Genomic DNA, 18,175 nt, shown 5'->3' with positions numbered 1-18,175 from the left:
TTGCTTAGGAAACTTGCATCGTAGGCTTTGTTAAAAGATCGTCATAATGATCGCCGTCACCAGCATATTGACTAACGCCAAGGGCAGCAGCACTTTCCAGCCGAATCCCATGAGCTGATCAATCCGTACACGAGGCAACGTCGCCCGCAGCCAGAACAAGACAAACACAACGAGGGAGAATTTCAGCAGGAACCATAGGATCCCCGGAATAAAATCAAGGAAAGGGAAAGGTGAATGCCATCCGCCTAAGAAAATCAGGCTAGTGAGTGAAGCAATAATAAACACATAGACGTACTCCGACAGCATGAAAAATGCAAAGCGGAAGCCGCTATATTCCACGTGGTAGCCCGCAACAAGCTCGGACTCTGCTTCCGGCAAGTCGAAGGGCGTCCGGTTAAGCTCCGAAACACCGGCAATTGCGAAGATGATAAAACCTAGAATCTGGGGAATGAAATTCCAATGCCAGAAGCCTCCGGCTTGGTGGTCAACGATGGTGTGCAGATTCAAACTGCCGGTCATCATAATGACACCAATAACGGAGATAACTAGCGGAACCTCATAACTGATCATTTGCGCTGCTGAACGCATACCGCCTAGCAGGGCATATTTGTTGTTTGATGCCCAGCCCCCAAGAATAATCCCAATCGTAGAAATCCCCGTAAGGGCAACGTAATAAAGCAGACCCGCATTCAAATTCGCATTAAACATCCGATCCGAAAAAGGAATAGCCGCAATAATCGTAAACGAAGGAATGAACGTAATGACAGGCGCTAGAATAAACAGCTCGCGCTCCGCCTTTTTGGGAATGGTATCCTCTTTAATAAGCAGTTTAAACACGTCCGCGACACTCTGCAGAAGCCCAAACGGCCCCGTCCGGTTCGGTCCAATTCGCAGCTGCATCCAGCCAATGACCTTCCGCTCAAAGTAGATCGCATAAGTAACGAAGCCAAGGACCAACAGCAGCATAACGATGCCCCAGAAAAGGAATACAAAGAAGTTCGTCCATGTTAGACTCTCTTCCAGCAGATTTACCATTAGGCATCCACCTCCCCAACGACAATATCGATGCCGCCCAGTATCGTAATCAGGTTGGTCATCGATTCACCGACCAGGAGTTTGGGCAAAATTTGCAGATTAACGAAAGATGGCCTGCGGAATTTCAAGCGGAATGGCTCTTGCTTGCCTCGGGAAATAATATAGCAGCCAATCTCTCCACGAGGAGACTCAATAGCCGCATACACTTCTCCTTCTGGAGGGCGAATAACCCTAGGCACTTTGCCCATAGTCTCGCCTTGTTCAGGGAACTGTGCCACAGCTTGCTCTAAAATACGCAGGGACTGCTTTATTTCTTCCATACGTACTAGATAGCGATCATAACAATCGCCGCCGCTTCGTACAGGCACATCGAATTGAAAGCGATTGTATAGACTGTACGGCTGCGTTTTGCGGATATCCCAGTCAACACCCGTACATCGCAAGTTAGCGCCGCTAAGCCCATACGCAATGGCTGTGTCAGCGTCATATTTACCTACTCCCTTAATCCTGGAAAGGAAAATCTCATTTCCGGATACAAGGGTATGATATTCTTCTAATTTGCCGTACATATACGGGATAAATTTCTTAACTTTATCGATCCAACCGTCTGGAGCGTCCCATTTCACCCCGCCTACACGCATGTAGTTGTAAGTCAAACGGGCTCCGCAAAGCTCATTAAACAGATCAATGATAATTTCCCGATCGCGGAAAGCGAATAAGAACGGACTCATGGCTCCGATATCCAGCAAATACGTTCCCCACCACACCATATGGGAGGCAACCCGCTGAAGTTCCATCACGATCAAACGAAGAAATTCGGCACGTTCCGGGACTTCCAGTCCCATCATTTTCTCAACGGCATGGACAAGAACATAGTTCGTTGTCATAGCAGAGACGTAATCCATACGGTCTGTATAAGGAATAATTTGCGTGTAACTCAGATTCTCAGCTAGCTTCTCTGTGCCTCTATGTAGATAGCCCATAACGGGTATAGCTTCTTTGATGACTTCTCCATCCAGCTTCACAATCACGCGGAAAACGCCATGCGTACTAGGATGCTGAGGACCAACGTTTAGCAGGAGCTCTTCTGTCCGTAACAAATGCTACACCTCCGGGTCATGCGGTTCGTAATCTTTGCGCAGTGGATGGCCGACCCAATCGTCAGGCATCATAATTCTTACTAGGTTGGGATGCCCGGGGAAATCAATTCCCAGCAGGTCATACACTTCCCGCTCGTTCCAGTTGGCGGTTGGCCACACAAGAGCAACGGATGGGATGCTCGGCTGATCCCGGTCTGTTTTCACCTTCACACAATACTCACGCTTGTGAGTGAGGGAAAGCAAATGATACGCTACCTCCAGATGCGTCTCTTGGTCCACACCGGAGAGATTGCGCAAGTAGTCGCAGCGCAGCTCTTCGTGATCCCGCAGCGTCACCGCAGCCTCCGGCCAGCGGGAGCTGTGAATGATAACGTAAGGACGGTGCCCGTCCCTTTCGTTGATGAATTGATCGACGACGGCGTCTTCGCCTACGCCCTCTTTTAAGATCGCAACCAGCCGGTCTAGCAGCGGCTGGTTCGGTGAAGGCTCTTTCGGCGCGGCTGGATCCGCCGCATCGGTCTTCGCTCCGCGCGCGCTAGCTCGCGCTGCGCGGGCTTCTGCGGCGGCCTGCGCTTTGGCCGCCTTCTCGTCATCCCCTGCAGCTTCAGGGGATGGTGTTGCTGCCGACGCGGGCTCGCCCGTCGGCTCAGCGGCAGCCGCCTTCGCCGCGAGGCGGGCGGCTCTCGCCGCGGCGCGCTCCGCTGCCTTCTCTTCGGCGGTCTTCTCCTCGGCAGGCTTCTCCGCCGCGGGGGCCGCCGGTGCTGCGCTAGCGGGCTTCTCCTCAGATGCAGACGCCGTCTGCGCTGAATTCGCTTCTACTTTGCTCTCTTCTGCTTTGCTCTCTTCAGCCTTGGTCTCTTCAGCCTTGCTCTCTTCCGCAGAGGCTGCCTTGTCGAACTCGACCTTCTCCTCCGGCTTCTTATCCTCACTCATCGATTAATCACCTGCTTACCCGTCTTCGCTTCATAGCGAATCTTCTCCTGAAGCTTGTTGATTCCATAGATGAGTGCTGCCGGGTTCGGCGGACAACCCGGTATATAGACATCCACCGGAACGATCTGGTCGACACCTTTGACAACGGAGTAAGATTTCACATACGGACCACCCGCAGTTGCGCAGGAGCCCATCGCGATGACCCATTTCGGCTCAGGCATCTGCTCATAAAGACGGCGCAGCAAAGGAGCCATTTTCTTCGTAACTGTCCCTGCTACAATCATCACATCGGATTGCCTAGGGGACGTACGGAAGATGACTCCAAAACGGTCCAAATCATAATGCGATCCGCCTGTACCCATCATTTCAATGGCGCAGCAAGCAAGACCAAACGTTAAAGGCCAAAGTGAATTACTGCGAGCCCAAGCTTTCACCTGCTCCAGTGTCGTCATAAATACATTGCGGTTTAACTCTTCGCGTTCTTCTGGGGAGATCGACTCTAGACTGAAGTCCATTGCAGCACCTTCTTCTTCCAAGCGTATATTAATCCTATGGCTAGCAAGGCTACAAAAATGCACATTTCCACTAAAGCAAAAAGTCCAAGCTGATTAAATGCAACAGCCCAGGGATACAGGAACACGGTCTCTACATCAAAGATGACAAACATCAAAGCAAACAAATAATATCGAATGTTAAACCGGATTTGCCCTTCACCAACGGGCTCGTTCCCACTCTCATACGTCGTATACTTCTCCACAACGGGTTTGCTCGGTCTTAACCATTTGCCTATCGTAAGCGCTACCACGGGGAGGAGAATACCTAACCCAAGAAAAATCGCTACGATTACATAGTTATTTGTATACATCATCTGAATGTAACCGCCTCCATTCTTATTTGCTTTCTCAAATCATTGATTCGAATTGGTAATAATCACCTTCAATATTATACCAAAAGAGCTCTGGAGAGTCGATGACTAATTCCAAACCCTATCTTTTACATACTTTGTGAGTATAATTTCCATATTTATCAAAATTAATCCATGGCAACAAAAAAAGCGACGGAACCGAAGTTCCACCGCTTTTTCGTTATACATCTATTATTTGCCGGACACGCTGATCCGGTTCAATGCTCTTTGCAAAGAGGCTTCCGCACGCTTGAAATCAACGTTATCTTGCTTGTTTTCAGCAAGGCGTTTCTCCGCACGTTCTTTCGCTGCTCTCGCACGATCCACATCGATTTGTTCTGGCAGCTCGGCGCTTTCCGCCAGTATGACCACTTTGTCCTTACGCACTTCCATGAATCCGCCGTTCACTGCGATGATTTCGTCTTTGGAGCCCTGTTTCTTCACAGTAATCGTGCTAATTTTCAATGGAGTCACGAGTGGAATGTGGTTCGGCAGAATTCCAAGCTCCCCTTCGACACCCTTTGCGACCAACATGTTCACTTGTTCAGCGTACACTTTGCGCTCAGGAGTAACAATTTCAAGTAGGAATGTACTCACTTGGATTCTCCTTCCTCAGCTAACGCGCAGTTTACCAAAGGTAACCTTACAGCGTTTTCGCTTTCTCGATTGCGTCCTCAATCGTACCTACGTTGTGGAACGCTACTTCAGGAAGGTTGTCGTGCTTACCTTCAAGAACTTCTTTGAAGCTGCGCACAGTTTCTTTCAATGGAACATACAAGCCCGGGAAACCGTTGAACGGCTCAGCAACGTGAAGCGGCTGAGACAAGAACAGACGGAGACGACGCGCACGAGTAACAACTAGTTTATCCTCATCGGACAACTCATCCATACCCAAGATCGCGATAATATCCAGAAGCTCTTTGTAACGTTGAAGAACTTGTTTAACTCCTTGTGCTACTTTATAGTGCTCTTCGCCTAGAATTTCTGGCGTCAACATACGGGAAGAGGAAGCAAGTGGATCTACCGCTGGGAAAATACCCGCAGCTGCGATACTACGCTCCAAGTTCGTTGTCGCATCTAAGTGAGCGAACGCTGTAGCTGGAGCTGGATCCGTATAGTCATCCGCAGGAACGTAAATCGCTTGAATCGAAGTTACGGAACCTTTTTTCGTGGATGTAATACGCTCTTGCAATTGACCCATTTCTGTAGCCAAAGTCGGTTGGTAACCTACCGCTGATGGCATACGTCCAAGCAAAGCCGATACCTCGGAACCTGCTTGTGTGAAACGGAAGATGTTATCAACGAACAGAAGAACGTCTCTTCCTTCAACATCACGGAAATATTCAGCCATTGTCAAACCAGTCAATGCTACACGAAGACGCGCGCCTGGAGGCTCGTTCATTTGACCGAATACCATCGCTGTTTTCTCAATAACGCCGGAGTCTTTCATCTCGTGGTAAAGGTCATTACCTTCACGAGTACGCTCACCAACGCCTGCGAAAACGGAGATACCGCCGTGCTCTTGTGCAATGTTATGGATCAACTCTTGCATTGTTACGGTTTTACCTACACCCGCACCGCCGAAGAGACCGATTTTACCACCTTTTGCGTAAGGAGCCATAAGGTCAATAACTTTAATTCCCGTTTCAAGAACTTCTGATTTCGTGGACAAGTTCTCGAAAGCAGGAGCTTCTTTATGAATTGGACTAGTTAACGTACGGTCAATAGTTTCGATCCCATCGATAGGATCTCCAACTACGTTGAACACGCGTCCCAAAGTTGCTGCGCCTACAGGTACAGTAATTGGAACTCCTGTGTCAGTAGCTTCAGCGCCACGCACAAGTCCGTCAGTGGAAGACATCGCTACGCAACGAACGAGGTTATCACCAAGGTGAACCGCCGCTTCAACCGTAATCGTAACCGATTTTCCGCCTTCATTTTTTTCAATCTTGATTGCATTCAGAATTTCAGGGAGTTGTCCGCGTCCGAACTCAATGTCGACGACAGGCCCTGTAATATTCACAACGCGCCCTTTGCTCATGGTTTCCCTCCTAAGAAAAGCTTCGCCTCTAAGCGAGGCGTTTTATCAATTAAGCGTTCGCGTTCGCGCCGCTGACGATTTCCGCAATCTCTTGCGTAATGGCAGCTTGACGTGCACGGTTGTATGCTAATGTGTAGCTGCTGATCATCTTCGTTGCATTTTTCGTTGCGGAGTTCATCGCTGTCATTCTTGCACCGAACTCACTTGCCTTACCTTCCAATACTGCGCTATAAATAATCGTTTCCGCATATTTAGGCAGCAGTACTTCTAGAACGCCTTCCGCAGACGGCTCGTACTCGTAACTAGCCGTTGAAGCACCTTTTACGTCTTCCATAGGAAGCAAGCGAATCATAGTCGGTATCTGACTGATTGCATTTTGGAATTTGTTGTACACCAAGAACAATTGGTCGTACGCACCCTTCTCAAAATTAGCAACAGCAGAAGCAGCAATTGATTTAATATCCGAGAACTTCGGAGAATCCGGAAGTCCTGTAACTTCTTGAACGATCTCAACATTACGTTTTTTGAAGAAATTGCTACCTTTACGTCCGATTACAAAAATAGCATATTCCGACGGGGATTGATGTCTTTCGCGAATCTCCGTCATAACCTTCCGCAATACGTTCGCGTTGTAGCCTCCAGCCAAACCACGATCCGAAGTGATAACCAAGTAAGCCGTTTTCTTCACTTCACGTGTTTGCAACATCGGATGCTTCACACCTTTGGAACCTGCTGCAATGCTAGCAACCACTTCTTTCAGCTTATCCGAGTAAGGACGCGCTGCTTCCGCTGCTCGCTGAGCTCTACGCAAGTTCGCTGCTGAAACCATTTCCATCGCACGCGTAATTTGCTTCGTGTTTTGTGTCGATTTGATTTGGCGCTTAATCTCGCGCATTCCTTTTGCCATACCTGTCACCTCTCTTTTGAGGCTTTGGAAAGCCTTCATTCGAAGGCCTGATCTCAGGCAGCCTATTTGCTGCCCAATCTCAGGCATAACACGTCGCCTGATTCCTTTCGCAAGGAAAGTTCAGGCATTCAACTATTATTCAGAAACCGCGAAGCTCTTTTTGAACGTGTTGATAGCATCAACAAGCGCTTTGTCGTTATCCGCAGTAATATCTTTGGTATCACGAATGCTATTCAAAATTTCCGTACGATTGGATTCCAAGTAAGCCAAGAATTGCTCTTCAAAACGAGTTACGTCTTGTACTGGAATGTCATCCAAGTGGCCTTTAACAACCGTGTACAGGGAGCAAACTTGTTTCTCTAGGGAAAGCGGCTGATGCACGCCTTGCTTCAAGATTTCGAGTGTGCGAACCCCACGATCAAGGCGGGCTTTTGTTGCTCTATCAAGATCAGAACCGAACGCAGCGAACGCAGCAAGCTCACGGTATTGAGCCAAGTCTACACGCAGTGTACCGGCAACTTTTTTCATTGCTTTCGTTTGAGCAGAGCCCCCTACACGGGATACAGAGTTACCAACGTTAACCGCTGGACGCTGACCGGAGTAGAACAGGTCGGACTCAAGGAAGATTTGACCGTCCGTAATGGAAATTACGTTCGTCGGAATGTAAGCGGAGATATCGCCCGCTTGTGTCTCGATGAATGGAAGCGCAGTAATCGAACCGCCGCCAAGCTCATCGTTCAATTTCGCAGCGCGCTCCAGCAAACGGGAGTGCAAGTAGAATACGTCACCTGGGTATGCTTCGCGACCTGGTGGACGGCGTAGCAAGAGGGACAACTCACGGTAGGCAGCGGCTTGTTTGGACAAGTCATCGTATACGATCAATACGTGCTCGCCTTTGTACATGAAGTACTCGCCCATTGCGCAACCTGCGTATGGAGCCAACCAAAGCATTGGTGAAGGCTCGGAAGCAGATGCTGTTACAACGATTGTGTAGTCCAAAGCGCCAGCAGCACGAAGTTTTTCAACAACGCCTACAACTGTGGATTGTTTTTGACCGATAGCAACATAGATACATTTCACACCGCTACCTTTTTGGTTAAGGATAGCATCGATTGCAATCGCTGTTTTACCTGTTTGACGGTCACCAATGATCAACTCACGTTGACCACGACCAACTGGAACCATCGCGTCAATCGCTTTGATACCTGTTTGCATTGGCTCATGAACGGATTTACGAGCCATAACGCCTGGAGCCATGTTCTCTACAGGGCGGAATTCTGTTGTAGCAATAGGTCCTTGACCATCAACAGGTTGACCCAAGGAGTTAACAACACGGCCGAGTAAAGCTTCCCCTACAGGAACCTCCATGATACGACCAGTACGTTTTACTGGATCGCCTTCACGGATATCTTTGTAAGGTCCAAGAATAACGATACCTACGTTGCTTTCTTCAAGGTTAAACGCGTAGCCCAAAACGCCATTCGAAAACTCAAGCAATTCGCCTGCCATTACGTTTTCCAAACCATGAGCACGAGCGATACCGTCCCCAACTTGAATGACTGTACCTACATCAACCACTTGCATATCGGATTTATAGTTTTCAATCTGTTGTTTAATCAATGAGCTGATTTCTTCAGGTTTGATACTCAACGAACGTCACCCCTATTCTTACAGTGCTTGTTATTAAACCAAAGCTTTGGACAAACGGTCTAGCTTGCCTGCCAAACTTCCATCATATAAACGGTCACCAATGCGCACTTGAATGCCGCCGAGCAGCTTAGGCTCAACAACAGTTTCAACACGAATCGTTTTTCCCGTAACTTTGCTAAAATGTGATGCAATTTCTGCTTGTTGAGCTTCTGTCAGTGTAAAAGCGGAATAAATTTTTGCACTCGCTTGTCCAAGCGCTTCATTCGCAATCTTCACATAATCGCCCACAAGAGCGGACAAAATGGCTTGTCTTCTTTTATCAATCAAGACCAGCAGCGTGTTCCACACCGGTTCGGAAACTTTGCCTTCAAAAATCTGCTTCAGCAGGTCCGTTTTGACGGTGTCCCCGATGTTCGGATGGTTCAGGAACTTCTGCAAGTCTGCATTGTCCCTAATCGCACTAGCTACAGATTTCAACTCTTCTTCGACTTGGGAAATAATTCCCTTATCTTTAGCAACTTCAAAAAGAGCTCTGGCATAACGCTTCGCTACGACGATGTCACTCATACGTTGCCTCCTACCTCTTTGAGGTAATGCTCAACCAATTGCTCTTGTGACTTTTCGTCGATTTGTTTTTCAATAATTTTGGAGGCAATCAGAACGGACATTGCGCCAACTTGGCTGCGAAGAGCGGCAACCGCTTTGTTCTTCTCGTTCTCGATATCTTTTAAAGCTTCATCTTTCAGACGAGATGCTTCTGCTCCAGCTGCACGAACAATATCATCAGCCTGTTTAGAACCTGTTTGTTTCGCTTGTTCGATGATATCGTAAGCTTCCTTACGCATTTGTTGTAGTGCTTGTTTTTGTTCCTCTAACAGTTGATCAGCTTGCTTGCGGCTCGCTTCAGCTGTTTGAATTTGATCTTTAACTAATTGTCTGCGTTTCTCCATCATTCCGAATAGAGGACCGAACGCAAATTTAGAAAGCAACAAATATAAAATTAAGAACGCGATAAGTTGAATCCAAAATGTGGACCATTCAATATGCAAGTAACGTCACTCCCTTCTGATAACATGGGCAAAACGAAGGCGTGGTGGCGACTACGGCCATCCCCGCCAAACGGTTTCTTAAGCTTTTCCCATAAAGATGAACGCAAGAACCAATGCAACGACCGGCATTGCCTCTACTAGACCTACCCCGATAAACATTGTTGTTTGAAGCGTACCACGTAGTTCTGGTTGACGGGAAATACCTTCCAAAGCGCGACCTACGATCAAACCGTTACCAATACCTGCACCTAGTGCTCCTAAACCGAATACGATACCTGCTGCTACTAATGCTATTGCTCCCATTGATAAAATCCTCCCTTAAACTCTTAGGTTTGTTTTGTGTATAAGTGACTCGAGACTACCCGAGGTAAGTCTTACTCTTAATGTTCTTCATGGATCAACGTTTGTGAGATGTAAACCATTGTTAGCATTGTAAATACGAACGCTTGAATCGCACCTACGAACACACTGAAGCCCTGCCATACAAAGAGAGGCGCAATTCCAAACCAACCAGCTCCGATAATGACAGATATCATAATTTCACCTGCATAAATGTTACCGTAAAGACGGAAAGCGAGCGTAAGCGGCTTTGATACGACTTCAATTAAATGAAGGATCAACATTGCCCCTTTGTACTCAAAGTAATGCGCGAAGTAATGTTTCGTGTTACGTGTTATGCCTAAGTAGTGACTTAGTACGATAACGATAACCGTTAATGCTCCTGTTACTGCGATATCAGCTGTTGGTGATTTCCACCATGATACATGATCTTCCGTTACAATCGAGAAAGGAAGGCCGAGCATGTTGCCGATAAAGATGTACATAATGAGCGTAAGACCAAGCGCGATAAAGCCTTTGCCATGCTTAGAACCAATCGTACTTCCAATGATGCCTTCTACAAACTCAATCGTCCATTCCATGAAGTTTTGAATTTTTGAAGGATTCGTTACGGATGCACGGCTAGCCCCTGCGATTGCAAGGATAAGCACGATAATAGTGGTAATTCCGATCATCATCAGTGCTGATGCGTCGAAGTGAATACCTAACCACTCAAATTCTGGTACGTGATGTTCCATGTTTTCCATTTTCACCCCTTTCATCGAATGGAATTACTTCTTAGACTTCCTAATAGAAAGAATACCCAGTACGAGTGTTGCCAATTGAGCAAAAAAGTATCCAACAATCGTCGTGGTTAAAGCGACATGTTCCGGATACCGAACGGCAACCAAACCTGCGAAGCCAGCAATTGCTGCTCTTGTCAGAAAACCTAGGGTCACCTTGCGCCCTTTCTGCTCTATCGCAGCTGCTGCCAACTTGTTAATCTTCCAGGCCAAGAACCTAGCATTGATCATGCTTACGATAGATCCAAGCATAATGCCCGCCAAATAAACCCGGTAATCGACAAGAAGCGCCCATGCAGCCAAACAAAAGGATAAAAAGAAAAGAAACACATTTTGAACCGTTTTCAGAGTGGCTGAAAATTCATCCATCATAGCCCTCCGTACCGCTTTATCATGAAGTAAATGCTAATGATTCCGGTTACAAGCCCTAGCAAAAATCCGCCTAACAACCAGAATTGTCCCCCTAGTACGCGTGTCAGCCAATCACCGAACAAGTATCCGGCTCCTAAACAAACGACAAGGTCAATACCAATTGCACTAGTTAACGCTACTGCTCGCCACGGATTATCATTGGGATTTTGCCGTTTCATAGCATCCCTCCTGAAGGCTTTCCTCTGAGGAAAACCTGTTTCGTAGACATAGTGCTACGAATCCTCATTTATTGTATCGAAGCAATGCGATGTTTGTCAATTGACGAAACTTAACAGTACTCGCAGCCCGAAACTCCTCAGAGCCTTGCGGCTCTAAGGTTTGCGAGTTTCCAAACCAAACAGTCGAACTGTACGCTGTAGCGTTTGTCATGATTTTGTCACGGTTAGAATGTTTCAGGGCGCTCCGAGACCTTGCCAAAGTGATGCAGAATCGCTTGAACGATTCTTTGGGATGCTTTGCCATCGCCGTAAGGGTTAGCGGATTGGCTCATTTTGTTGTATAAATCTGGATCTGTCAGAAGCGCGCGTGCACGCTCATAGACCTTCTCCTCGTCTGTTCCAACCAACTCCAAAGTGCCCGCTTGAATGCCTTCCGGACGCTCAGTTGTGTCACGAAGGACAAGAACTGGCACGCCAAATGATGGCGCTTCCTCTTGAAGACCGCCTGAGTCTGTCAGAATCATATGCGTCTTCGGATAGAAGTTATGGAATTCACTAGCATCGAATGGTTCTACTAGCTTGATACGCGGGTGGTTGCCCAGAATTTCATGTGCTGGTTCTTTGACAGCTGGACTTGGGTGCACGGGATAGACGATTGCAATATCATCAAATTCATCCGCAATACGCTTCACTGCACGGAAAATTTGGCGGTGCGGCTCACCTTGAGCTTCACGGCGATGCGCTGTCATCAAGATCAGCCTACGGCCCTTCGCCCATTCCAGAACAGGATGTTCAAAAGATTCCTGCACGGTATATTGGAAGACATCTGTAACTGTATTCCCTGTTACATAGATTTGCGATTCCGATTTATTTTCTTTGCGCAAATTATCGGCTGATTGCTGCGTTGGTGCAAAATGCAAATCCGCCAAAACGCCCGTCAATTGACGGTTCATTTCTTCCGGATATGGCGACATTTTGTTCCACGTACGAAGACCCGCTTCGACATGACCAACTTGGATCTGCTGCATGAATGCCGCATAGCTAGCTAGGAATGTTGTGAGCGTATCGCCGTGCACGAGTATCAGATCCGGCTTCGCCTCTTGGAAAACTGGCTCCAAGCCTTGCAGCACACGCATCGTGATCTCATTCAGCGTCTGACGTTCTTTCATCACATTAAGGTCATAATCTGGTGTAATTTTGAAAATATCGAGCACTTGATCCAACATCTGGCGATGCTGAGCCGTCACGCAGACAAGAGACTCGATATGTTCTGGATGCTTCTCCAGCTCCTTAATCAGCGGAGCCATTTTGATCGCTTCAGGTCTAGTACCGAAAATCGTAATGACTTTCAAACGTTTCATTGGTTCTTCTCCCCCATCGTCATAAGTCTATTATTTCGTGCCGAACAGGCGATCTCCCGCATCTCCCAATCCAGGTACGATATAGCCATGATCATTCAAGTAGTCATCCACGGCCGCCACATAAATATCTACATCTGGATGCTCTTGTTGAACCGCTTTGATTCCTTCTGGCGCAGCAATTAAACACATCAGCTTCATTTGTGTACAGCCTCTGCGTTTCAATACTTCAATCGCTGCATTCGCTGAACCGCCTGTTGCGAGCATTGGGTCGATCACAATGAGTTCCCGCTCCAGGACATCTGTCGGCAACTTCACATAATATTCGACAGGCTGTAGCGTGTCAGGATCACGGTATAGACCAACATGTCCTACTTTTGCTGCAGGAATCAGCTTAAGCACGCCATCAACCATCCCTAATCCAGCGCGTAAAATAGGAATAAGTCCCAGCATTCTGCCGGAAATAATGCGGCAATCCGCCGTCGTTACAGGTGTTTTCACCTGCACATGCTCAAGTGGAATATCTCTCGTGATCTCATAGGCCATTAAAGTAGCTACTTCGTCTACGAGCTCCCGGAAATCTTTTGTTTTCGTATTCTCATCCCGAATGAAAGTCAGCTTATGCTGAATAAGCGGATGATCACAAATAAATAACTTCCCCATAATTGCCTCCTAAAAAACCACAATGTTATATGTATTTTACCCATTTTAGCGTCAAGGTACGACAAACCTCGTTCATTATATCATATGTTATCCAACTTATCCTCCGAAAAACCAAACCTACCATGAATATCCTTATTTACGTAAAAAAACGCCTGAGAGCATCTCCCAAGCGTTCTTGCATCTCATTTATTCTTCGACGGGGCCCGGGTGGTACCAAATGTTTTTGAAGTCAAACCATCCGAGCGTATTAAACGTTATGCCTTGTAGATGAGGACTGTACACCAATTGCTGCGTCGTATGCAAAAGGAATAAGACGGCGCAGTTTTGCGATACGAGGTCTTGCATGCTGCGAATTCGTAGTAGACGCATCTGGCTATTGGGCTCGATTTCAATGGCTGAAATGGTATCATCAAAAATTTGACGCTGTTCATCCGTTGCACAGACACGAACCGCCAGGCTGCCTACTTTATACATCTCGATGAGGCAGCGAGCCTCATCATCATCTGCAACAACTCCGCTTATGATGACATCGACCTCTAACAAGAGCGGTACCTTCGCCATTTGTTCAAAGGTGTACAACTTCAGAACAACGGGAATGCCCACCTCTTCGCAGCGAGCTTGAATCCATTCGGCTTGGGCCTGGTTCTTCTGCGTAGATACCATAGTAATGGGTTCCCCATTGTATCCACACTCCCTGAGCAGTTCCCTCGCGCGTTCTGGCTGATAATCATCTGGCTCAGCTGCTGGCGATTCGGATGGCAGGAAATCGGCCGCAGGCCTCGCATGATAAAGACCAAGCTCCTTAATCAATCCGCATCGATCCAAGATAAGCTGAAATGCCTGACGGAATTCAAACGCTTGCTGGGGACCATTCTTGCGAAAGTTGAACACAACTGTGCTGGAACCCAGCATCATCACTTCTTTTTTACACCAATGCGCGGGCGCAGGCTGTTTATAATGGTTAAGCTTCCCCATCTGGAAATTCAATTGCTGCCATCTACGGTCACTGACATTATCCGGTACATAAAGCAGCTCGATGCGATCCAAATGAGCGCTCTCCTTGTAATAATCCTCGAAGGCTTCTAAGGTAATGCCTCCTGCATCGTGTCTCGTAATCCGAAATGGGCCTGTTCCAACGGGAAGCATACTAGCATCCGCTACCTTATTCGCACTGTAAACATCAGCAGGTACAATCGCTGCTTGGTAGGAACTAACATAATGTGGAAGCATATAATTCGGCGCAGTAAGCTCCATCCGAACTGTCAGCCGGTCGACAGCACGAATATCCTTCACAGATTTCAACAGCCAACGACTCGGAGAATCCTCTGTGCCCAGCGAGCGCAACCGATTGAAAGAAAACACAACATCGTCCGCCGTCAGATCCCGGCCATGATGGAATCTCACCCTTTTTCGCAAATAGAAAGTCCATACGGTCGCATCCGCATTGCATTCCCACTCATGAGCCAAACCTGGCTCCAGGCTGCCGCAGATCGGATTGAAATAGAGCAGCGTGTCAAAGGCTTGCTTCACAAAATGAAGATCCCGCGAGAATAGCACATCTGCCGGGTCAAGCGTCAACACACGAATTTGCATCGGCAGCCGCAGAGTTTCAAGATTTCCGGATTCACAGTTCCCTGTGTATCCGAAATAACTGCCTAACCAGGCAAGAAAACGATCCATCACGCCCCCGTCCAAACCTTCCATTTGAAACAAACTCATCGCATTGTTCAAATTTCCCTGTTCAACATGAATTTTCGCTTCCGCCATCAGCACATCCTCAGCTGGAACCAGAAACCGGATCATTGAGCGATGTCCTCGGCCTCGCCCCGGCGTCCAGACAATCCAACCCATTTCGGTCATTTTGCGAATCAAAATTTTCACATTGCGTTCCGTACAATACAGGTAGCCGGAGATTTCTTCAACGGAGACAGGCACGTCCATATACGTGTGAGGGATCTGTGAAACACGCATGATTGATGTTTTCAATTGCGCATATTGCAAGGCAAGCTGCATGAAAGTCCCCTCCTTTACACGAATTACCAAAGAGTATAGTTCTGCCTTGCCATTTCGTCAACCGTCTGCAGATGGGATAAAAGGTGAAAGTTTTCCAAAGATCCGTACACTTTTTAACTCATGGTCATTTGTTATGATGGGTGAACACAACACAGACGTTGACGATACTTTGAAACAGGTGACGGCGCATGACATTCTTTCAATTCCACCCTAATGTGCGACTGCGCATTGCTCTGAGCTTTCTGACCAACATACTCAGCAATATGGTTATTCCTTTCATGTCGATTTATTTTGCACGCACACTCGGCACAACGATTGCTGGCACAGCGACGACCATCTCTATTGCTGTCGCTCTAATCAGCGCGACAATCGGCGGCCATTACGCGGACCGAGTCGGTCGCAAGAAAATGATGCTAATTGGAGAAGGCGTTGCCCTTCTAGCCTATGTCATCATGACATTCGCCAATTCGCCGATCTGGCATTCAGCAGGACTTACGCTGATTATGACAGTCATCAGCACAGCTTCTTGGGGACTAAGCAAGCCTGCCGTAGAAGCCATGCTGATTGATGTATCAGGAACTGATACTCGTAAAGCCATTTATCGGATCAATTATTGGTCCAACAATCTGGCCATTTCCATTGCGGGGATGGTTGGTGGCTTCTTCTTTAGCGACTATCTCTTTGAACTTCTGCTCGTTGCTAGCGTAATGTCACTTGTTGCGCTGTTGGTGACCGCCTTTTTCATGAAAGAAACAATGCCAGCCGAAGAAATGAAGTTCACGGATGACGGAGTCCAACCTTCAAGTCCTAAACGGGTTTCCATGTATGATCGATATAAAGAAGTGCTGCTCGACCGCAGATTCCTTATCTATCTCATCTCCAGTGTACTCATCGTTTCGGTCGAAATGAATTTAAACGGCTATATCGGTATCCGACTCGCACAAGATATTCACCACACCCCTTGGTTTCCTGGTATGTCAGCCACCATCGATGGCCTGCCGCTCGTCGGCGTACTACGCACGGAGAATACGCTCGCTGTCGTCCTGCTCTCCCTCTTTGTTGGCCGCCTGCTCAAGGGAAATTCCGACACCAGGATGATGCTGTTCGCCATGTTTCTTAACGTAGCCGGCTATACCTATCTGGTGTTCGGCAATCAACCGATCATGCTTATGCTGCTAATGCTCATTGCTACTATAGGTGAACTGACCTATGTGCCATTAAAGCAGTCGCTGCTGGTACAGCTTGTCCCTGACCACGCTCGCAGCTCCTATATGGCGCTCAGCAGCATGACGAATCGTGTGGCTATTATGCTTAGCGGATTGAACATGATCATCGGCGGTTTTCTACCATCCGGGGCAATGGCGCTGTTCATTCTGTTGACCGGTGTCGCCGGAATAGGCTTGATGGCATCCATTCTGCCTAGCCTGAAGGAAGCGGAGCAAAAGGTGCATCATGCTGCCGTATAAAAAAAGGCTGTACCAAAGGTCTTAGATGACCTTCTGGTACAGCCCTTTCTATATTAATTAGTAAGTTAAACCTTGGTAAAGCGGGTATTGCGCCGTCAAATCTTTCACCATGCCACGAGCTTTCTCAAGCACAGCTTCGTCTTTCGGGCTTTTCAATGTAATAGCAATTACTTTCGCGATCGTTTGCATAGCTTCTTCATTCATACCGCGGGACGTAACAGCTGGTGTACCTAAGCGGATACCGCTAGTGATGAACGGGCTAGTTGGGTCAAAAGGAATCGCGTTTTTGTTCGCCGTAATACCGACTTCATCAAGCACGTGCTCAGCGTCTTTACCTGTAATGTTCAGGTTACGCAGATCAACCAGCATCAAGTGGTTATCCGTACCGCCGGATACAAGGTTAATGCCTTCAGCTGTCAGTGCAGTCGCCAATGCTTGCGCGTTGTTGATGACGTTTTGGCCGTAAGTTTTGAATTCTGGTTGCAGAGCTTCACCGAAGGAAACGGCTTTTGCAGCAATCGTGTGCATCAAAGGACCACCTTGGGAACCAGGGAATACAGCTTTATCGATCGCAGCTGCCCAAGCTTTGCGCGAAAGAATCATACCGCCGCGAGGACCGCGAAGCGTTTTGTGCGTTGTCGTTGTAACGAAATGTGCATGCGGCACTGGGTTCGGGTGCAAACCAGCAGCAACCAGACCAGCGATATGCGCCATATCAACGAAGAACAATGCGCCAACATCGTTTGCGATGGAAGCCAGCGCTTCGAAATCGATCGTGCGCGGGTATGCACTTGCACCAGCAACTAGCATGCGAGGTTTATGTTTGAATGCTGCTTTACGAACATCGTCATAGTCGATGCGGAAATCTTTTTCACTAACGCCGTAAGCAACGAAGTTGTAAAGAATACCGGAAGCATTAACAGGACTGCCGTGTGTTAAGTGACCGCCATGCGCCAGGTTCATACCCAGAACAGTGTCACCAGGGTTTAGAGCTGCCAAGTAAACCGCCATGTTCGCTTGCGCACCAGAGTGCGGTTGAACGTTCGCGTGTTCAGCTCCAAAAAGCTCTTTCGCGCGGTCACGAGCGATATCTTCCACGATGTCTACGTATTCGCAGCCGCCGTAGTATCTTTTGCCTGGGTAACCTTCTGCATATTTGTTGGTAAGGACTGTGCCCATTGCTTCAAGCACGGCTTCGCTTACGATGTTTTCGGAAGCGATAAGCTCAATTTTGTCACGTTGACGACCCAGTTCTAGATTCATTGCTTCTACGATTTTCGGATCTTGTTTACTTAGAAAGTTTGTCATATGGAATTCCTCCTAAAGGATAATTTATATCTATAAG

At 47.6% G+C, this 18,175-nt stretch carries 20 protein-coding genes; 1 reads left to right on the top strand and 19 read right to left on the bottom strand.

The features are described from left to right. Positions 1-30 precede the first annotated feature (30 nt). The 18 genes from nuoH to GQF01_RS09350 all read right to left on the bottom strand — a co-directional run bounded on the left by nuoH (position 31) and on the right by GQF01_RS09350 (position 15,364). Positions 31-1,035 carry an NADH-quinone oxidoreductase subunit NuoH gene (gene nuoH / locus GQF01_RS09435; RefSeq protein ID WP_161406574.1) on the bottom strand — a complete coding sequence of 335 codons (1,005 nt, stop codon included), beginning with the start codon at positions 1,033-1,035 and terminating at the stop codon, positions 31-33. Next, entirely contained in the window at positions 1,035-2,135 is a 1,101-nt protein-coding gene (locus tag GQF01_RS09430) for an NADH-quinone oxidoreductase subunit D (protein WP_145668568.1), read from the bottom strand. The genes nuoH and GQF01_RS09430 overlap by 1 nt, the downstream gene beginning before the upstream one ends. A 3-nt stretch (positions 2,136-2,138) precedes the next feature. Continuing rightward, positions 2,139-3,068 carry an NADH-quinone oxidoreductase subunit C gene (locus GQF01_RS09425; protein ID WP_161406573.1) on the bottom strand — a complete coding sequence of 310 codons (930 nt, stop codon included), beginning with the start codon at positions 3,066-3,068 and terminating at the stop codon, positions 2,139-2,141. Next, positions 3,065-3,583 (bottom strand): NuoB/complex I 20 kDa subunit family protein, encoded by a 519-nt coding sequence (locus GQF01_RS09420; RefSeq protein WP_127453417.1) that lies wholly within the window; start codon positions 3,581-3,583, stop codon positions 3,065-3,067. The genes GQF01_RS09425 and GQF01_RS09420 overlap by 4 nt, the downstream gene beginning before the upstream one ends. After that, complete coding sequence (locus tag GQF01_RS09415; RefSeq protein WP_145668664.1) at positions 3,568-3,933, bottom strand: NADH-quinone oxidoreductase subunit A; 366 nt, start codon at positions 3,931-3,933, stop codon at positions 3,568-3,570. The genes GQF01_RS09420 and GQF01_RS09415 overlap by 16 nt, the downstream gene beginning before the upstream one ends. A gap of 231 nt (positions 3,934-4,164) precedes the next feature. Further along, positions 4,165-4,569 carry a F0F1 ATP synthase subunit epsilon gene (locus GQF01_RS09410; protein ID WP_161406572.1) on the bottom strand — a complete coding sequence of 135 codons (405 nt, stop codon included), beginning with the start codon at positions 4,567-4,569 and terminating at the stop codon, positions 4,165-4,167. Positions 4,570-4,615: 46 nt separating this feature from the next. Then, on the bottom strand, positions 4,616-6,013 hold the full coding sequence (gene atpD / locus GQF01_RS09405; RefSeq protein ID WP_161406571.1) for a F0F1 ATP synthase subunit beta: 1,398 nt from the start codon (positions 6,011-6,013) through the stop codon (positions 4,616-4,618). A 49-nt stretch (positions 6,014-6,062) separates the two neighbouring features. Then, on the bottom strand, positions 6,063-6,920 hold the full coding sequence (gene atpG / locus GQF01_RS09400; protein ID WP_161406570.1) for an ATP synthase F1 subunit gamma: 858 nt from the start codon (positions 6,918-6,920) through the stop codon (positions 6,063-6,065). A 135-nt stretch (positions 6,921-7,055) separates the two neighbouring features. Further along, positions 7,056-8,570, bottom strand: a complete 1,515-nt coding sequence (gene atpA / locus GQF01_RS09395) for a F0F1 ATP synthase subunit alpha (protein WP_161406569.1) — start codon at positions 8,568-8,570, stop codon at positions 7,056-7,058. Positions 8,571-8,603: 33 nt separating this feature from the next. After that, positions 8,604-9,137, bottom strand: a complete 534-nt coding sequence (locus GQF01_RS09390) for a F0F1 ATP synthase subunit delta (RefSeq protein WP_161406568.1) — start codon at positions 9,135-9,137, stop codon at positions 8,604-8,606. Next, positions 9,134-9,619, bottom strand: a complete 486-nt coding sequence (gene atpF / locus GQF01_RS09385) for a F0F1 ATP synthase subunit B (RefSeq protein WP_161406567.1) — start codon at positions 9,617-9,619, stop codon at positions 9,134-9,136. Before atpF ends, GQF01_RS09390 begins: the two co-directional genes overlap by 4 nt. A gap of 78 nt (positions 9,620-9,697) precedes the next feature. After that, positions 9,698-9,922, bottom strand: coding sequence for a F0F1 ATP synthase subunit C (gene atpE, locus GQF01_RS09380; protein WP_028556930.1), 225 nt, complete (start codon positions 9,920-9,922; stop codon positions 9,698-9,700). 77 nt (positions 9,923-9,999) lie between these two features. Beyond that, a complete protein-coding gene (gene atpB / locus GQF01_RS09375; protein WP_145668583.1) occupies positions 10,000-10,695 on the bottom strand; it encodes a F0F1 ATP synthase subunit A in 696 nt (231 codons plus the stop codon). Positions 10,696-10,728: 33 nt separating this feature from the next. Continuing rightward, positions 10,729-11,109 (bottom strand): ATP synthase subunit I, encoded by a 381-nt coding sequence (locus GQF01_RS09370; RefSeq protein ID WP_161406566.1) that lies wholly within the window; start codon positions 11,107-11,109, stop codon positions 10,729-10,731. After that, a complete protein-coding gene (locus tag GQF01_RS09365) occupies positions 11,109-11,330 on the bottom strand; it encodes an AtpZ/AtpI family protein (RefSeq protein WP_127453433.1) in 222 nt (73 codons plus the stop codon). The genes GQF01_RS09370 and GQF01_RS09365 overlap by 1 nt, the downstream gene beginning before the upstream one ends. 224 nt (positions 11,331-11,554) lie before the next feature. Continuing rightward, positions 11,555-12,691, bottom strand: a complete 1,137-nt coding sequence (gene wecB, locus GQF01_RS09360; RefSeq protein WP_161406565.1) for a non-hydrolyzing UDP-N-acetylglucosamine 2-epimerase — start codon at positions 12,689-12,691, stop codon at positions 11,555-11,557. Between the two features lie 30 nt (positions 12,692-12,721). Beyond that, complete coding sequence (gene upp / locus GQF01_RS09355) at positions 12,722-13,351, bottom strand: uracil phosphoribosyltransferase (RefSeq protein WP_127453437.1); 630 nt, start codon at positions 13,349-13,351, stop codon at positions 12,722-12,724. 186 nt (positions 13,352-13,537) lie between these two features. Further along, the gene (locus GQF01_RS09350) at positions 13,538-15,364 is read right to left on the bottom strand and encodes an ABC transporter substrate-binding protein (protein ID WP_161406564.1); all 1,827 of its coding nucleotides are present in this window, start codon (positions 15,362-15,364) and stop codon (positions 13,538-13,540) included. Between the two features lie 188 nt (positions 15,365-15,552). Between GQF01_RS09350 and GQF01_RS09345 the strand changes: the two genes are divergently transcribed. Then, the gene (locus GQF01_RS09345) at positions 15,553-16,830 is read left to right on the top strand and encodes an MFS transporter (protein WP_161406563.1); all 1,278 of its coding nucleotides are present in this window, start codon (positions 15,553-15,555) and stop codon (positions 16,828-16,830) included. Between the two features lie 57 nt (positions 16,831-16,887). On the opposite strand, the gene glyA is transcribed toward GQF01_RS09345, so the two are convergent. Next, positions 16,888-18,138, bottom strand: coding sequence for a serine hydroxymethyltransferase (gene glyA / locus GQF01_RS09340; RefSeq protein ID WP_161406562.1), 1,251 nt, complete (start codon positions 18,136-18,138; stop codon positions 16,888-16,890). Positions 18,139-18,175 lie beyond the last annotated feature (37 nt).

The sequence above is a fragment of the Paenibacillus silvestris genome (assembly GCF_009882985.1).
GTDB classification, from domain to species: Bacteria; Bacillota; Bacilli; order Paenibacillales; family NBRC-103111; genus Paenibacillus_E; species Paenibacillus_E silvestris.
Note: the sequence above shows the minus strand (reverse complement) of the source record. Positions and strands in the feature narration are given on the sequence as shown.

Bases quoted from the DNA above. Each gene is read 5' to 3' on its own strand.
- GQF01_RS09390 (WP_161406568.1), bottom strand. From the start codon at position 9,137: ATGAGTGACATCGTCGTAGCGAAGCGTTATGCCAGAGCTCTTTTTGAA.
- atpD (WP_161406571.1), bottom strand. From the start codon at position 6,013: ATGAGCAAAGGGCGCGTTGTGAATATTACAGGGCCTGTCGTCGACATT.
- GQF01_RS09365 (WP_127453433.1), bottom strand. From the start codon at position 11,330: ATGAAACGGCAAAATCCCAATGATAATCCGTGGCGAGCAGTAGCGTTA.
- glyA (WP_161406562.1), bottom strand. From the start codon at position 18,138: ATGACAAACTTTCTAAGTAAACAAGATCCGAAAATCGTAGAAGCAATG.
- atpG (WP_161406570.1), bottom strand. From the start codon at position 6,920: ATGGCAAAAGGAATGCGCGAGATTAAGCGCCAAATCAAATCGACACAA.
- upp (WP_127453437.1), bottom strand. From the start codon at position 13,351: ATGGGGAAGTTATTTATTTGTGATCATCCGCTTATTCAGCATAAGCTG.
- wecB (WP_161406565.1), bottom strand. From the start codon at position 12,691: ATGAAACGTTTGAAAGTCATTACGATTTTCGGTACTAGACCTGAAGCG.
- GQF01_RS09415 (WP_145668664.1), bottom strand. From the start codon at position 3,933: ATGTATACAAATAACTATGTAATCGTAGCGATTTTTCTTGGGTTAGGT.
- GQF01_RS09420 (WP_127453417.1), bottom strand. From the start codon at position 3,583: ATGGACTTCAGTCTAGAGTCGATCTCCCCAGAAGAACGCGAAGAGTTA.
- GQF01_RS09425 (WP_161406573.1), bottom strand. From the start codon at position 3,068: ATGAGTGAGGATAAGAAGCCGGAGGAGAAGGTCGAGTTCGACAAGGCA.
- GQF01_RS09345 (WP_161406563.1), top strand. From the start codon at position 15,553: ATGACATTCTTTCAATTCCACCCTAATGTGCGACTGCGCATTGCTCTG.
- GQF01_RS09370 (WP_161406566.1), bottom strand. From the start codon at position 11,109: ATGGATGAATTTTCAGCCACTCTGAAAACGGTTCAAAATGTGTTTCTT.
- atpB (WP_145668583.1), bottom strand. From the start codon at position 10,695: ATGGAACATCACGTACCAGAATTTGAGTGGTTAGGTATTCACTTCGAC.
- atpE (WP_028556930.1), bottom strand. From the start codon at position 9,922: ATGGGAGCAATAGCATTAGTAGCAGCAGGTATCGTATTCGGTTTAGGA.
- GQF01_RS09350 (WP_161406564.1), bottom strand. From the start codon at position 15,364: ATGCAGCTTGCCTTGCAATATGCGCAATTGAAAACATCAATCATGCGT.
- nuoH (WP_161406574.1), bottom strand. From the start codon at position 1,035: ATGGTAAATCTGCTGGAAGAGAGTCTAACATGGACGAACTTCTTTGTA.